Consider the following 14405-nt stretch of genomic DNA (forward strand, 5'->3'; position numbering starts at 1 on the left):
TAGCGGTGGATCAGCCAACTTATCTATTGCTGACACACCGGCATCGGGGGCAAGCCCCCTCCCACATTTTGATCGACTGCTGGCTTGAGATCAGCGCAATGTCGGGCCCTGGAAGCCCATGTACAGGGCCAGCTTCTCGGCCACGCTGGCACCGAGCTTCTTGGAGAAGCGGTCAAACGGCGATTCCTCAACCGTGAAATCCACCAACTCCTTCTCGCCAACCACATCCCGCGCCACCGAACTGGCGCTGCCCAGGCCGTCGATCAAGCCCAGCGGCAGCGCCTGCTCGCCCGACCACACCAGCCCGGAGAACAGCTCCGGATGCTCCTTGTCCTTGAGCCGATCGCCACGCCCTTGCTTGACGCTGGCGATGAACTGGCGATGGGTAGTGTCGAGCACGCCCTGCCAGAACTGGGTCTCATCCGCCTTCTGCGGCTGGAATGGATCGAGAAACGCCTTGTGCTCGCCCGAGGTGTAGGTGCGACGCTCCACACCCAGCTTCTCCATGGTGCCGACAAACCCGTAACCGGCTGCCGTCACCCCGATGGACCCCACCAGGCTGGCCTTGTCAGCGTAAATCTGGTCGGCGGCACTGGCGATGTAATAAGCGCCCGAAGCCCCCAGGTCGGAGATCACCGCATACAGCTTGGTGTCCGGATGCAGCGCGCGCAGGCGACGAATCTCGTCATACACATAGCCCGACTGCACAGGACTGCCGCCGGGGCTATTGATACGCAGGATCACGCCCTTGACCTTGGGGTCTTCGAACGCCGCGCGCAGGCTGCTGACAATATTGTCGGCGCTGGCGGGCTCCTTGTCGGCGATCACCCCGCGCACTTCGATCAAGGCGGTGTACTGACTGCCACGGGTGGCGCTCTTTTCCATGTCCATCAACGGACTGAACAGCGCCAGTATGAGCAACAGGTAAGTGAAGGTCAGCAGCTTGAAGAAAATCCCCCAGCGGCGCGCGCGGCGTTGCTCCTGCACGCTGGCCAGGAGGGTTTTCTCCAGCAGCTTCCAGCTTTTGTCATCAGCGTTTTGCGCTTTTTCCGGCGCTTTCCACTCGTCACTCATGCCATCAACCCCAGCAAAGACTTATCGAGCCCGGCTGAGCCAGGCCTGCAATTGAGAAAAATGATCGATCGTGACCCTGGGCTCGTATGGCTGCAGGGCCTCCGCAGACTGGGCGCCGTAGCTGACCGCCACGCTGTCCATGCCAGCATTGCGAGCCATCATCAGGTCGAAGGAGGCATCACCCACCATCAACGCCTCGCGCGGCGATACACGGCAATGCGCCATGATCTGCTCCAGCATCAGAGGGTGAGGTTTACTGGCAGTTTCATCCGCCGCACGGGTGATATCGAAATAGTCTTCCCAGCCGTGCGCCTTGAGCACCCGATCCAGCCCGCGACGCGCCTTGCCCGTGGCGACGGCCAGGTGATAACCCTCGGCACGAAACGCTTGCAGCGATTGCACCACACCCTCAAACAGCGGCGAAGGCTCAGCCTCCAGCGCAATGTAGTGATCGGCGTAGTGCTCGCGGAAAGCGACCAGCTCAGTGTCGGATATGTGCGGATACAGCGTACGAATCGCCTCAGGCAAGCCCAGGCCGATAATGCCCTTGACTGCCAGGTCGCTGCACAACTCAAAGCCCGAGCGGGTCGACGCCATGTGCATCGACTCGACGATGCGGCCAATGGAATTGGCCAGGGTGCCGTCCCAGTCGAAAATCAGCAGCTTGTAATCACGGTGCGACACTCAGGCGCTCCACAGTCTTGGCCCACATGTCATCGACCGGCGCCTGCAACTTCAGCTCGCCACCGTCGGGCAGCGGCACGGTCAGCATGTAGGCATGCAGGAACAGGCGCTTGCCGCCCAGATCGCGGATCTCCCTGGAGAAATCCTCGTCGCCGTATTTGGTGTCGCCGGCAATGCAGTGACCGGCATGCAGGGTGTGCACGCGAATCTGGTGGGTACGCCCGGTCACCGGCTTGGCCTCGACCAGGGTGGCGAAGTCGCCGAAGCGGCGCAGCACCTTGAACAGGGTCAGGGCCTCTTTGCCCTCCTCGTCCACTTCCACCATGCGCTCACCGGAACGCAGGTTGCTCTTCTGCAATGGCGCCCGCACGCTCTTGATCGAACTGGCCCAGTTGCCGCGCACCAGCGCCATGTAGCGCTTGTCCACACCGTCGCCGCGCAGGGCGGTGTGCAGGTGGCGCAACATGCTGCGTTTCTTGGCGATCATCAACAGGCCGGAGGTGTCGCGGTCCAGGCGATGGACCAGCTCCAGCTCCTTGGCATCCGGGCGCAACTGACGGAAGGCTTCGATCACGCCGAACGTCAGGCCGCTGCCGCCGTGAACGGCAATACCGCAGGGTTTGTTGATCACGATGAGTTTGTTATCTTCGAACACGATCGACGCTTCGAGGCGCTGCAGCAGGCCTTGGGCCAGTGGCACGGGCTCGTCGCGCTCAGGCACGCGAACCGGCGGCACACGGACGATATCGCCCGCCTGCAGCTTGTACTCGGGCTTGATCCGACCCTTGTTCACCCGCACTTCGCCTTTGCGCAAGATGCGGTAGATCAAGGTCTTGGGCACGCCTTTGAGCCTGGCCAGGAGAAAATTATCGATGCGTTGGCCGGCATATTCCGGCGAGACCTCGAGCAGCTGGACGCTGGGGGTCTGGGGGGCGGTAGTCGTCATGCCGGCGATGATAACAATTTTTTATGGAATTGAAGCACTTAATCATTGCTGCTATAGTCGCGAACGCCGCCAAAAGCGGCCTGGACAGAGGACTTGCGGCAAACTGCCGGCCCTGACCATCGCAATTCATCAGGACGCGAGGCCGTCCTACGGGGCGTTCGCCACCCTGGAAGGCTTGAGATTGTAACAAGCGCAGGTGACATGAGGCCTGAAGCGAGTGCGGTACGCAGAGTGAATACTCGCGTCCTGCGCCGATATTTACGGCCAGTTCACAAAGTGCAGTCAGTCCCGAGCCAGACCATGGCGAATGCTTCGGAAACAACGCCTGTTAAGAGCTGAGTGAGAGCGCAATCGCCCACACCTAGTCTTGTTTAGCCATGAGCGTGGACTCCCCTTTGGAGAACACGGTAAATGCCAACCCGCTGCGGATTCTGCGCGCGGCAGCACCCGAATTATCAGGGATACGTGTAGGGTGGAGATGCACAACCGTCGGACCGTGTAGCACTAGGCTTATATTTAGACGCTTCATCTCGTCCACAGTCGCCGGTTGATTCCTCCTCCTGACCTTAGCTTTTGTTGAAGTGGTGCCTTTGTCACCACCGCTAACAAGCAGGACGCGTCCGTCGCGATACCCGCCCAATTGGCAGGTTTTGCTGGACACTGGAGTGGCCAACCACTCTTGACGCACCTGACACCGACCGTGAGAAGTCGTGTGTGCCGAACGCCGTTTCCGGCAGCCCGGAAACCGACGGTACAACATGAAAAGAATGCTGATTAACGCAACTCAACCCGAAGAGTTGCGTGTTGCACTGGTAGATGGCCAACGCCTCTACGACCTGGACATCGAGTCCGGTGCACGCGAGCAAAAGAAGGCCAACATCTATAAAGGCCGTATTACTCGCATCGAACCAAGCCTTGAGGCTGCCTTTGTCGATTTCGGCTCCGAGCGCCACGGCTTCCTGCCCCTCAAGGAAATCTCCCGCGAATACTTCAAGAAAGCCCCCGAAGGCCGCGTGAACATCAAGGACGTCCTGAGCGAAGGTCAGGAAGTCATTGTCCAGGTCGAAAAAGAAGAACGTGGCAACAAGGGCGCCGCCCTGACCACCTTCATCAGCCTGGCCGGTCGTTACCTGGTGCTGATGCCGAACAACCCGCGTGCCGGCGGTATCTCCCGTCGCATCGAAGGCGAAGAGCGCAACGAACTGCGTGAAGCGCTGAACGGCCTGATCGCACCGGCCGACATGGGCCTGATCGTGCGCACTGCAGGCCTGGGCCGCAGCAGCGAAGAAATGCAGTGGGACCTCGACTACCTGCTGCAACTGTGGACCGCCATCAAAGAAGCTTCGCTGGATCGTTCCGCGCCGTTCCTGATCTACCAGGAAAGCAACGTGATCATCCGCGCCATCCGCGATTACCTGCGCCAGGACATCGGCGAAGTGCTGATCGACAGCGTTGAAGCCCAGGACGAAGCCCTGACCTTCATCCGCCAGGTGATGCCGCAGTACGCCAGCAAGATCAAGCTGTACGAAGACAGCGTGCCGCTGTTCAACCGTTTCCAGATCGAAAGCCAGATCGAGACCGCCTTCCAGCGTGTGGTCGAACTGCCTTCCGGCGGCTCCATCGTGATCGACCCGACCGAAGCCCTGGTGTCCATCGACATCAACTCGGCGCGCGCCACGAAGGGTAGCGACATCGAAGAAACCGCCCTGCAGACCAACCTGGAAGCGGCTGAAGAAATCGCCCGCCAGCTGCGCCTGCGTGACATCGGCGGCCTGATCGTGATCGACTTCATCGACATGACCCCGGCCAAGAACCAGCGCGCCGTGGAAGAGAAAGTCCGCGAATGCCTGGAAGCGGACCGCGCCCGCGTACAAGTGGGCCGTATCTCGCGCTTCGGCCTGTTGGAAATGTCCCGTCAGCGCCTGCGTCCATCCCTGGGCGAGAGCAGCGGCATCGTCTGCCCGCGTTGCAACGGCACCGGCATCATCCGTGACGTCGAGTCGCTGTCCCTGGCGATCCTGCGCCTGATCGAAGAAGAAGCCCTGAAAGACCGCACTGCCGAAGTTCGCGCACAAGTGCCGATTCCGGTCGCCGCGTTCCTGCTCAACGAAAAACGCAACTCGATCACCAAGATCGAACTGCGCACCCGTGCCCGTATCGTTATCCTGCCGAACGATCACCTCGAGACGCCGCACTTCGAAGTCCAGCGTCTGCGCGATGATAGCCCGGAAGCCCACAGCGGCCAGTCCAGCTACGAAATCGCCGCCGCTGCCGCCGAAGTGGAAGAAGTCCAGCCGGCCGCTGCGACCCGCACCCTGGTCCGCCAGGAAGCCGCCGTGAAAACCGCCCCGGCACGCGCCAATGCACCGGTACCGGCCGAAGCGGCTGCCCCGGTGGCCGCACCGGCCGCCCTGCCTGAGCCAAGCCTGTTCAAAGGGCTGGTGAAGTCGCTGGTCAGCCTGTTCGCCACCAAGGAAGAACCGGCTGCCCCGGTTGTGGTTGAAAAAACCGCCACCGAACGCCCGGCACGTAACGAAGAGCGTCGCAACGGTCGTCAGCAGAGCCGCAACCGCAACGGTCGTCGTGACGAAGAGCGCAAGCCGCGCGAAGAACGTGCCCCGCGTGAAGAGCGTGCGCCACGTGAAGAGCGTGCACCTCGCGAAGCCCGCGAAGAAGCCCCGGCCGTAGCCCGTGAAGAACGCGCCCCACGCGAAGAACGTGCGCGTACGCCGCGCGCCCCGCGTGAAGATCGCAAGCCGCGTGGCGAGCGTGAAGAGCGTGTACGTGAACTGCGCGAGCCTCTGGATGCGACTCCTGCCGTCGCCGCAGCCGCTGCTACTGCTACTGCCACCGAAGAACGCCCGGCTCGCCAGCCGCGTGAAGAGCGCGCGCCACGTGAGGAACGCCAACCACGCGCCCCGCGTGAAGAGCGTCAACCACGCGCCGAACAGGCCGCTGCCGCCAGTGAAGAAGAAGTGCTGACCGGCGAAGAGCAACTGCAGGAAGAAGGCCAGGACAACGCCGAAGGCGATCGCCCACGCCGTCGCTCCCGTGGTCAGCGTCGTCGCAGCAACCGTCGTGAGCGTCAGCGTGATGCCAACGGCAACGTGATCGAAGGCTCGGAAGAAGCCGGCGAGAACGCCGAAGCGGCCAACACCGAACCTACCGGTGCCGACCTGGCTGCCGGCCTGGCCGTGACCGCCGCCGTGGCCAGCTCGACCATCAGCGCACCTGCTGAAGCCCAGGCCCATGAGCAGGCTGAACGCGCTACTGCGGCTGTCGAAGAGACCGCTGCGGTAGAAGCGCCCGTTGCCGAGATCCCAGTGGTTGAAGCACCGGTGGTGGAAGCGACTACCCCAATCGAAACCCCAGTGGTTCCGGAAGTGGAAGTGGCACCGGTTCGCGACGCTCAACCCGTGACCGAAGTGGTTGCCGTTGAAGTCGCCCCGGTCGTCGAGCCTGAGCCCGTGGTTGAAGCTGATGTTGAAGCCGTCGTTGAAGCACCGGCTGTCGAAGAAGCTGCCCCGGCCGTGCGTGAAGTTCGCGAAGAACAGACCGCCTTCCAATGGACTGCCGAACCTGCCGCTGCGGTTGAAGCGCCCGCTCCTGCCCCCGTGGTAGAAGAGGCTCCGGCTCCGGTTGCTGATGTCGTAGTGGCCGAGCCGACCCCGGAGGTCGAACCTGCCCCCGTGGTTGAGCCCGCTCCGGTCGTTGAGCCTGCAGCCGTGGCTGAAGCGCCTGTAGTGGCCGAAGTCGCTGCTCCGGTGGTTGAAGCTGCACCGGCAAGCGCCCTGACTGAAAACGGCCGTGCACCGAACGACCCACGTGAAGTGCGTCGTCGCCGCAAGGAAGCCGAGGCTGCCGCCGCTGCTGCTGCGTCGGTAGAGCACAAGGCCCAGGAAGAAGAGCACGAGCCTAAACCCCTCGTCTGATTCCATCGGCCATTAAAAAGCCCCGCCTGAGCAATCAGGCGGGGCTTTTTATTGCACGAATATGGGAACGATCATCGGGAGCAAGCCCACTCCTACATTCAGTCGGCGCTGAAACTCAACTGTTGCGGCACATCCACATCCCATAGCACGCCTGGATCATCCACCTGCACGCCCCGCACCTGTGCCAGTGCAAACAAAGCCTTCGCGCCACGGTCGCCGGCCAACGCCATCAATGCAGACCCCAACACACGGTCGAAAGCCACCGGATGCCCATACTGTCCGGCATGCACCGGCACGGTGATACTTGCCGGATCGGCCAGCACACGCTCGATCGTCGCGGATCGAATAAACGGCATATCCCCCAGCACCACCAGCCAGCCCTCTGCCCAAGCGCTGGCCGCAACGGCGGCAGCAATGCTGTCGCCCATGCCGGCCGACTCCAGCAGCAGGACCTTACAACCATGCGCCTCAGCCAACCGAATCACCTCAAGGCGTTCCGGTGAAGTCACCACCCAGCGCTCAACAAGCGTCGCCGGCAGGTTCACCAGCACCTGCTCGATGACTGGCCGTGTCACACCATCGAGCCCAATACAATGTGCCAGCAACTTGTCTCGATCAGCCCCGGCTTCGGCGCGAAAACGACTGCCCTGCCCCGCCGCCAGCACTATCGCCGTCACTGTCACTGGGCAACCGCCGCCAGCGGCTTTTTCTGCAGAGGCGCCACGCCGTTCTTGATCGCGACGATTTCCGCCATCAGCGACAGCGCAATTTCCGCCGGCGTGTGGCTGCCGATGTGCAAGCCGATGGGCCCATGCAACCGTGCAATCGCTTCTGCCGACAAGCCCAACGCCGCCAGGTTTTCCCGTCGTTTCTGCGTGTTGACCCGCGAACCGAGGGCGCCAATATAGAACGCACTGGAATTCAACGCCGTGAGCAACGCCATGTCATCCAGGCGTGGGTCGTGGGTCAGACAGACAATCGCCGTGCGTTCGTCGGTCTGGATATTGAGCACCGCTTCATCGGGCATGCCCGGCACGAAGCGGCCGTGCTGTTCCTCCCAGCCATAGACGAACTCTTCACGCGGGTCACAGATCAGCACTTCAAAGTCGAGCAGGCGCGCCATTTCCGCGACATAGCGCGACAGTTGCCCGGCGCCGATCAACAGCAGGCGCCAGCGAGGCCCATAGATGGCGCGCAGACACTGGCCGTCAAAGGTCACTGCATCGGTCTTGCTCGCGGCGTTAAGGGTCACTTTACCCGTGGCCAGGTTCAGCTCCCGCGCGACAATTTGATGATCCTCGCAGCGTGCCAGCAATTGCGCGACCCACTCCCAGTCGTCCACTCGTTCTTCGGTCAGGCGCAGGGTTCCGCCGCAGGGCAGGCCAAAGCGCGCCGCCTCATCGCGGGTGACGCCGTAGGTGACCAACTGCACGGGCGGGCCATCGTCGGGCAAACGGCCATCCTGCAGGCGCGCGATCAAGTCATCCTCGATACAGCCGCCGGACACCGAGCCAATCACCACCCCGTCGCCGCGCAGGGCCAACATCGCCCCCGGTGGGCGCGGCGCACTGCCCCAGGTCTGCACCACGCTGTACAACATCACGCGTTGCCCGGCGCGGCGCCACTCCAGCACGCTGCGCAGGACATTCAGATCCACACTGTCCACAAAACCTCCCGCAAGCGTTTCAACCGATTCATTTACTGTAAAACAAAAGCCACTGCCGTGACGCGCCAGAAACGCAAACGCCCCGAACCAGTCGGGGCGTTTGTGTGTTGCTGTCGGCGTTAGTTCACGCCATCTTCAGCTTACTTGACCACAGGTGCAGGGCCTTCGGCCACGCCCAGGTCGTCGATTTCGCGGGTTTCGGAGATACCGGTACCGCCGGATGCCAGCTCGCTTTGCAGCTTGTCGGTGTCCAGTTCCTTGACCCACTTGGCCACAACGATGGTGGCAACGGCGTTACCCACCAGGTTGGTCAGCGCGCGAGCTTCGGACATGAAGCGGTCGATACCCAGGATCAGCGCCAGGCCGGCAACCGGCAGGTGGCCGACAGCCGACAGGGTGGCAGCCAGGACGATAAAGCCCGAGCCCGTCACACCCGCAGCGCCTTTGGAGGACAGCAGCAGCACCAGCAGCAGGGTGATCTGGTGAGTGATGTCCATGTGGGTGTCGGTCGCCTGGGCGATGAACACGGCCGCCATGGTCAGGTAGATCGAGGTACCGTCAAGGTTGAACGAGTAGCCGGTGGGGATAACGAGGCCGACCACGGATTTCTTCGCGCCCAGACGCTCCATCTTGATCAGCATGCGCGGCAGTGCGGATTCGGAAGACGAAGTACCCAGTACGATCAGCAGCTCTTCACGGATGTAGCGAATCAGCTTCAATACGCTGAAACCGTGGGCGCGGCAGATGGCGCCCAGCACCACCACCACGAACAGGACGCAGGTAATGTAGAAGCAGATCATCAACTGGCCCAACTGCACCAGGGAACCTACGCCGTAGGCACCGATGGTGAACGCCATGGCGCCCAGGGCACCGATGGGCGCCAGCTTCATGATCATGTTGATGATGTTGAACATCACGTGGGCGAAACGATCGATGAAGTCCAGCACCGGCTTGCCGTAGGCACCCAGGCGGTGCAGGGCGAAACCGAAGATCACCGAGAACATCAGCACTTGCAGGATGTCGCCGTTGGCGAAGGCGCCGACGATGGTGTTGGGGATGACATTGAGGATAAAGCCGACGATGCTCTGGTCTTTACCGGCGGTCACGTAGGCCGCGACTTTCGAAGCGTCCAGGGTGGCCACGTCGATGTGCATGCCGGCGCCCGGCTGCACGACGTTGACCACGATCAGGCCGATCAGCAACGCAATGGTGGAAACGACTTCGAAGTACAGCAGCGCGTAACCGCCGGTTTTGCCGACCGATTTCATGCTTTGCATGCCGGCGATACCGCTGACCACGGTGCAGAAGATGATCGGGGCGATGACCATTTTGATCAGCTTGATAAAGCCGTCACCCAGTGGCTTGAGGGCCACGCCGGTCTGCGGGTAGAAGTGGCCGAGCAAAATACCGATAACGATTGCAACGATCACCTGGAAATACAGGGATTTGTAGATTGGCTGACGAGTCGTCATTGCAAAGTTCCTCAATCGCACCGTGTGGCAAATATCCGCCATTGCCCACGACACTTGAATTGCGAACCCTCCTGCACTGGAGGGATTTGTTGTTGGCGAGGTCTGTAGGAACAATCCTGCGCTGTAATCCCTATCGCAAACGCCATGCCACTTTGCTTAAATCCGGTGAAAGCCTCTGGACATCAGGGCTTGCGGCTTGCCGAGGCTCGGCGGGCGTGTAACAAGGTGGCGGATTTCCGCCGACTCGCCCTATCTCGTCCTACAATTTGGCGGATATCCGCCTTGTGACCCTCTCCGGGTGATGGCTACCATCGGCCCTTCCATGGACGAGGCCCTGTCATGCGTGAACGCACCATCGCCAGTCACTTCGCCCGCGCGGCCCTGGGCGGCGCGCGCCGGGCCGGTTACGACTACTCGCGCCTGTTGCAGCAGGTGGGTATCACCCCCGAACAACTGAGCGAACCGCGTGCGCGTATCGCTCCGGAGCAATTTACCCGCTTGCTGCAAATGCTCTGGCTGGCGCTGGATGATGAATACCTGGGTTTCGCCCAGGCGCCGAGCAAGCGCGGCACCTTCGCCATGATGTGTCATGCGCTGATTCATTGCCGCACGCTGGAGAAGGCGCTGGAACGCGGCCTGTTATTTTATAGCCTGTTCCCCCACGGCCCGCGCTGGCAGCTGACACGCGAAGGCGACAGCGTTCGCTTGAGCCTGGACGACTCGCCACTGTGGGACCCGGACCACTTTCTCAGTGAATGCCTGCTGGTGATCTGGCATCGTCTGGGCAGTTGGTTGATCGGCCAGCGTATTCGGCTGCATCAGGTCACTTTCAGTTATCCGATGCCGGCCCACGCCGGTGAATACGACCTGCTGTTTCCTTGCCCCCAGGTATTCGCCGCGCCGAACAGCAGCCTGGTGTTTCCCCGCCGTTACCTAGACCTGCCGCTGCTGCAGGATGAACGCACCCTCAAGCACTTTTTACAGCGCTCCCCCGCCGACCTGTTGTCTCGACCCGATGAGGGCGACAGTCTGAGCAGCCAACTGCGCCGCTTGCTCAGCCGCGACCGCACGCCCTGGCCGGACCTGGACGCGGTCGCACAGCATTTGCATATCAGCCCGCAAACCCTGCGCCGGCATTTGCGTGAAGAAGGCAGCAGCTTTCAGGCATTGAAGGATGAGTTACGCCGTGATATCGCCATCTACCACTTGGGGCGGGCGGACTTGTCCTTGCAGGACATTGCAGAACAGCTGGGGTTCTCGGAACCGTCGGCGTTTCATCGGGCGTTCAAGAAGTGGACCGGCCTGACACCGGGGGCGTATCGCGCGCAGGAGGGTTGAAGGTGGGCAGCAGGCCTGCCCCCTCACAAGGCCGGAAAGTGAATCCTGAACGCCGCGCCACCCAGCGCCGAATCGCCCAGGGTCAACCGCGCGTGGTAGCTCTCGATGATGTCCTTGACCACCGCCAACCCGATGCCCTGCCCCGGGTGCTGGCGATCAAGCCGTTCGCCGCGCTGCAGGATCCGGGCGCGCTGGTCCGGTGGCACGCCGGGGCCATCGTCTTCGATGCACAGCTCACTGCCGTCCGGGTGTTCCACCAGGCTGATACGTACCTGCTTCACGCATAGGCGGTAGGCGTTTTCCAGCAGGTTGCCGAGCATCTCGAGCAGGGCGCCCTTTTCGATGGGCACGTCGCAGGCGTCCGGCAGGTCGAGGGTCACGGTGACGCGCTTGTCCCGGTAAACCTTGTCCAGGGTGTCGCACAGGCTCTGCAGCACCGGCTCCAGGCGTACCTGGTGGCGCACCAGGCCGCTCTTGCGCAGGCTGGCGCGCTGCAATTGATAGCCGATCTGCTGGCTCATGCGCTCGATCTGCGACTGCAGCACCCAGGCCTGGCTGCGCTCCTCGGGGCGCTGGGCCATGTCTTCGCTCACCCCCTGCAATACCGCCAGCGGGGTTTTCAGGCTATGGGCCAGGTCATCCAGGGAGTCGCGGTAGCGCGCCCGCTGTTCACGCTCGCTGTGCAGCAAACGGTTGAGGGAACCGGTGAGGCGCAGCAATTCCCGGGGGTGCTCTTCGCTGAGGCTTTCGCGGGTGCCGCCTTCGATCTGGTCCAGTTCCTGGCTCAGGCGTCGCAGGGCCTGCAGGCCCCAGGTCAGGCCGAGCCAGAGCAGCGTCAACAGCACCAGCAACGCCGCGCCGAAGCCCAGGTAGAGATTCTCGCGCAGGCCTTCGAGGGTCAGTTGATACTCACGCACCGGTTGCAAGGCGACGATGCTGAACGCCGCGCTTTTGCCGCCCAGCAGCCGCACCTCGACGTCATAGACGAAGAACTCCTGGCCGTTGGCCTCACGAATGCGCGCAAATTCGTTGCCACGCCCATCGTAGCGCGGCTTGTAATTGATCCTTTCTTCCTGGGTCGCCCGCGACCGCCACACCAGGTGACCTTCACGGTCGTAGATATAGCCGAGCAGGCGGCTGTCGGTCAGGTTGAAGCGCTCATCGGGCAACTGCGCCGGCATCAGCAGCCGGTTATTTTCCACGCGGGCCGCCGAGATCAGGGTGGTGACATCCGACGCCAGGCGCTGCTCAATGGAATCCTGCAGCGCCAGGCTGAAAGCACCTTGCATGGCGGGCAACAAGCCCAGCATGAACAGCACCGCCAGGGTGGCGGCGGCCAGCATCAGGCGCACACGGAGCGAGCGAATCAACGGCAGCGCTCATTGAACAGGTAGCCCAGGCCGCGCACGGTGTCGATCGGCTTGAACCCGGCCGGCCCTTCCAGCTTGCGGCGCAGGCGGCCGACCAGCACTTCGATGACGTTTGGGTCGCGCTCGTCATCATCGGGGTAAAGCTGCTCCATCAAACGGTCCTTGGCCACCACCTGTTGATGATGGCGCATCAGGTATTCGAGGATGCGGTACTCATAGGCGGTCAGCGCCAGCGGTTGTTCGTCCAGCGAAGCTTGCTTGCGATTGAGGTCCAGCAGCAGGGGCCCGGCGACGATGGTGGACTGGGTGAAACCGCTGGAGCGGCGCAGCAAGGCGTTCATCCGCGCCTCCAGCTCTTCGAACTGGAACGGTTTGACCACGTAGTCGTCGGCACCGGCAGCCAGGCCTTCGACTTTGTCCTGCCAGTTGCCGCGGGCGGTCAGGATCAGGATCGGAAAGGTCTTGGCCTGGGTGCGCAGTTGCCGGATCAGGTCCAGGCCGCCCATGCCGGGCAGCCCCAGGTCGATGATCGCCAGGTCATGGTTGAATTGGCCGGTCTGGTACAGGGCTTCCTCGGCATTGGCCACGGCCTCGACGACGTGGCCGCTGTCGGTCAGGCGGGTAAACAGGTGATGACGCAACAGCGCCTCATCTTCCACCACCAGCAATTTCATAAGGCTCTCCAAGGCAATTCAACAGTCCGAGCGAGGGATATAATAGCGGCCCTGCAGGTCTTGCGGGCGCAGTTTAATGCCATTGTAGTGGCCAGACTGAGGCGCGTAACCGGCGCGGTAACCCGGTTGAGGCGCGGTGACCAGCGACCGGCCCCACGGTGCGGCCTGAACGCTCACCTCTTCGAAGCTGACCCGATGGATCAGGTTGCCGGTTTTTTTGCTTTTCTCTCGGCCAAAAGCGGCAAACGTGCTATCGCTGGCTTGCACACCGGCGGTGGCACCGAGCATGGTCAACGCCAACAGCAGTTTCTTGATCGCAGTCATGGTGCTTACCTCTTAAGCGTTCAGGCTGTGGCGTCCACACTACGCAAGCGCCCCTGAACTCCCCCTGAACGGGCTCTGAACCCGGCCTGAAGCGCGATGGGGACATACACGACGGACTATCACTACGGGCTATCACTACGGGCTATGCACTGACGCGCCAACTCGGCAAAATGTCGCGCATGACGCCCCTACCCGCCTGCTGTACCCCACTCGATGCCCATTGGCCGCTGCCTGCTCCTTTGCCGGGCACCGTGTTTTTGAGCACGCGATTCGACCCGGCCTTGTTGAACGCCGGCGACTTCCACCGCAGCGCCGTGCCGCCGCCGGCGAGTATCCAGCGCTCGGTGGCCAAGCGCCAGGCGGAATTCCTCGCCGGCCGCCTGTGCGCCCGCGAAGCGCTGCGGCGACTCGATAACCTCGACTGCGTGCCGGCCATCGGCGAAGACCGCGCGCCGATCTGGCCAGTGCACATCAGCGGCTCCATCACCCACAGCACCGGGCACGCCGCGGCGATCGTCGCGCACAGGGCGCAGTGGCGCGGGCTGGGAATGGACCTGGAGAACCTGCTGACGCTGGAACGGGCGCAACGCCTGGCGGGTGAGATCCTTACCCCCGATGAAATGCAACGAATGGCCAGCCTGCCGCGCGAGCAGGTCGCCCTGCTGGTGACGCTGACGTTTTCGGTCAAGGAGAGTCTGTTCAAGGCGCTCTACCCGCTCGTGCACAAGCGCTTTTATTTTGAGCATGCCGAGGTGGTGGAGTGGTCGCAGGCCGGGCATGTGCGGTTGCGGTTGCTCACGGACCTGTCCAGTGAGTGGTGCCATGGCAAGGAATTGGAGGGGCAATTTGGGGTGGAGGGGGAGCAGTTGTTGAGTCTAGTGGCGGTTGGCGCCTGATAGACCGCTATCGGGGGCAAGCCCCCTCC

12 protein-coding genes are annotated in these 14405 nt (G+C 62.4%); 3 read left to right on the plus strand and 9 right to left on the minus strand.

The annotated features are described in order from the left end of the window. Positions 1-90: 90 nt before the first annotated feature. Genes BFP93_RS09875 through rluC form a run of 3 tightly spaced genes read right to left on the minus strand, consistent with a single transcriptional unit; the run spans position 91 to position 2704 of the window. The gene (locus tag BFP93_RS09875; protein ID WP_065892941.1) at positions 91-1074 is read right to left on the minus strand and encodes a S49 family peptidase; all 984 of its coding nucleotides are present in this window, start codon (positions 1072-1074) and stop codon (positions 91-93) included. A 21-nt stretch (positions 1075-1095) separates the two neighbouring features. Further along, positions 1096-1758, minus strand: a complete 663-nt coding sequence (locus BFP93_RS09880) for an HAD-IA family hydrolase (RefSeq protein ID WP_065892942.1) — start codon at positions 1756-1758, stop codon at positions 1096-1098. Beyond that, on the minus strand, positions 1745-2704 hold the full coding sequence (rluC, locus tag BFP93_RS09885) for a 23S rRNA pseudouridine(955/2504/2580) synthase RluC (protein ID WP_065884788.1): 960 nt from the start codon (positions 2702-2704) through the stop codon (positions 1745-1747). Before rluC ends, BFP93_RS09880 begins: the two co-directional genes overlap by 14 nt. A gap of 767 nt (positions 2705-3471) precedes the next feature. Between rluC and rne the strand changes: the two genes are divergently transcribed. Beyond that, the gene (gene rne, locus BFP93_RS09890) at positions 3472-6636 is read left to right on the plus strand and encodes a ribonuclease E (protein WP_176717561.1); all 3165 of its coding nucleotides are present in this window, start codon (positions 3472-3474) and stop codon (positions 6634-6636) included. Between the two features lie 98 nt (positions 6637-6734). Here rne and BFP93_RS09895 read toward each other — a convergent pair whose 3' ends face one another. The 3 genes from BFP93_RS09895 to BFP93_RS09905 all read right to left on the minus strand — a co-directional run bounded on the left by BFP93_RS09895 (position 6735) and on the right by BFP93_RS09905 (position 9774). Then, the gene (locus tag BFP93_RS09895; protein ID WP_065892944.1) at positions 6735-7319 is read right to left on the minus strand and encodes a nucleotidyltransferase family protein; all 585 of its coding nucleotides are present in this window, start codon (positions 7317-7319) and stop codon (positions 6735-6737) included. Beyond that, positions 7316-8302 (minus strand): XdhC family protein, encoded by a 987-nt coding sequence (locus BFP93_RS09900; RefSeq protein ID WP_065892945.1) that lies wholly within the window; start codon positions 8300-8302, stop codon positions 7316-7318. Before BFP93_RS09900 ends, BFP93_RS09895 begins: the two co-directional genes overlap by 4 nt. A 140-nt stretch (positions 8303-8442) precedes the next feature. After that, positions 8443-9774, minus strand: a complete 1332-nt coding sequence (locus tag BFP93_RS09905; protein WP_065884792.1) for a dicarboxylate/amino acid:cation symporter — start codon at positions 9772-9774, stop codon at positions 8443-8445. A 339-nt stretch (positions 9775-10113) separates the two neighbouring features. Between BFP93_RS09905 and BFP93_RS09910 the strand changes: the two genes are divergently transcribed. After that, a complete protein-coding gene (locus BFP93_RS09910; protein ID WP_065892946.1) occupies positions 10114-11112 on the plus strand; it encodes an AraC family transcriptional regulator in 999 nt (332 codons plus the stop codon). 23 nt (positions 11113-11135) lie between these two features. Here BFP93_RS09910 and BFP93_RS09915 read toward each other — a convergent pair whose 3' ends face one another. From BFP93_RS09915 to BFP93_RS09925, 3 genes are read right to left on the minus strand one after another with little or no spacing between them, the layout of a single operon-like run. Further along, positions 11136-12482, minus strand: coding sequence for an ATP-binding protein (locus BFP93_RS09915; RefSeq protein ID WP_065884794.1), 1347 nt, complete (start codon positions 12480-12482; stop codon positions 11136-11138). After that, the gene (locus tag BFP93_RS09920) at positions 12479-13156 is read right to left on the minus strand and encodes a response regulator (protein WP_010208358.1); all 678 of its coding nucleotides are present in this window, start codon (positions 13154-13156) and stop codon (positions 12479-12481) included. The genes BFP93_RS09915 and BFP93_RS09920 overlap by 4 nt, the downstream gene beginning before the upstream one ends. Before the next feature lie 18 nt (positions 13157-13174). Beyond that, entirely contained in the window at positions 13175-13480 is a 306-nt protein-coding gene (locus BFP93_RS09925; RefSeq protein WP_065892947.1) for a hypothetical protein, read from the minus strand. 179 nt (positions 13481-13659) lie between these two features. Between BFP93_RS09925 and BFP93_RS09930 the strand changes: the two genes are divergently transcribed. Beyond that, positions 13660-14376 (plus strand): 4'-phosphopantetheinyl transferase family protein, encoded by a 717-nt coding sequence (locus BFP93_RS09930; protein ID WP_065892948.1) that lies wholly within the window; start codon positions 13660-13662, stop codon positions 14374-14376. The last annotated feature ends 29 nt before the right edge of the window (positions 14377-14405 follow it).

Source organism: Pseudomonas sp. 44 R 15 (genome assembly GCF_900004965.1).
GTDB classification, from domain to species: Bacteria; Pseudomonadota; Gammaproteobacteria; order Pseudomonadales; family Pseudomonadaceae; genus Aquipseudomonas; species Aquipseudomonas orientalis_A.

What these genes read in the sequence shown, in the direction of transcription:
- BFP93_RS09875 (WP_065892941.1), bottom strand. Translation starts at nt 1,074, where the DNA reads ATGAGTGACGAGTGGAAAGCGCCGGAAAAAGCGCAAAACGCTGATGAC.
- rluC (WP_065884788.1), bottom strand. Translation starts at nt 2,704, where the DNA reads ATGACGACTACCGCCCCCCAGACCCCCAGCGTCCAGCTGCTCGAGGTC.
- rne (WP_176717561.1), top strand. Translation starts at nt 3,472, where the DNA reads ATGCTGATTAACGCAACTCAACCCGAAGAGTTGCGTGTTGCACTGGTA.
- BFP93_RS09905 (WP_065884792.1), bottom strand. Translation starts at nt 9,774, where the DNA reads ATGACGACTCGTCAGCCAATCTACAAATCCCTGTATTTCCAGGTGATC.
- BFP93_RS09910 (WP_065892946.1), top strand. Translation starts at nt 10,114, where the DNA reads ATGCGTGAACGCACCATCGCCAGTCACTTCGCCCGCGCGGCCCTGGGC.
- BFP93_RS09920 (WP_010208358.1), bottom strand. Translation starts at nt 13,156, where the DNA reads ATGAAATTGCTGGTGGTGGAAGATGAGGCGCTGTTGCGTCATCACCTG.
- BFP93_RS09925 (WP_065892947.1), bottom strand. Translation starts at nt 13,480, where the DNA reads ATGACTGCGATCAAGAAACTGCTGTTGGCGTTGACCATGCTCGGTGCC.
- BFP93_RS09930 (WP_065892948.1), top strand. Translation starts at nt 13,660, where the DNA reads ATGACGCCCCTACCCGCCTGCTGTACCCCACTCGATGCCCATTGGCCG.